The organism is Alkalibacterium psychrotolerans (assembly GCF_054784355.1).
The window spans coordinates 1-683 of sequence record NZ_BAAGPH010000058.1 but is presented as its reverse complement, the minus strand read 5'-3'; the positions used below and the strand labels follow the sequence as shown (position 1 = coordinate 683).

The 683-nt window shown below is 41.9% G+C and carries 1 protein-coding gene; it reads right to left on the bottom strand.

Going from position 1 to position 683, the window contains the following annotated elements; all coding sequences use genetic code 11:
* Nucleotides 1-73 precede the first annotated feature (73 nt).
* The coding region (locus ACYVLS_RS08860; protein ID WP_460323688.1) for a transposase at nt 74-683 on the bottom strand (610 nt) is incomplete at its 5' end.

Genomic DNA, 683 nt, shown 5'->3' with positions numbered 1-683 from the left:
TGAACCAATTTCATAACTAACTTTTTAAAAAAGGAAACACTCGTCTAATTTCAAAATGACTATTTTTTAAAAATTACACGGCTATTTCTTTTCTGTTCTTTCTCTCAGCTAACCGTTGGTTTGCATAGGTTCGTGCATTGTATGCCAGTTGAATCAAACGATAAAAAGCATTGGCATGATCGGCTTTATAAAAGCGTGTAGCATTGAGTTGATAGGCATCTTTTAAGTAAGCGTTGACTCGCTCGACACTGCTTCGCTCATTGTAGATACGCTGCCAAGCTTGTGTGCCTCTTGCGGGATGATTGTACTTTCTGGCATCATCCATTTGTTTTACCTTATAGACTTTTTGACACAGCCCCGCATTTTTTAAGGGGCACTCCCGGCAATGGGCTTCTGGTCGAACATACTTGAGGGCACCATAACGTTTATCATAGCTGTCGTACTTATAGCTGTGTTCACGAAAACAGGTAGGGGCATAATGGTCATCAACTTCCCCATTATGTTTCGCTTGTCTTTTTAAGGCGGTGATCGGCTCTTGACCAGAGTTGTGAGCTTCCGTATAAATGTCTTTGGCATCGTACCCTTTATCCAAGGTCAAATAAGAGGGGGTATCGGTTCGGATTTTATTTTTCCCTACTTTTCGAATCGTTGGGATCGCTAAACTGACATCCGCCGTAAAGGCG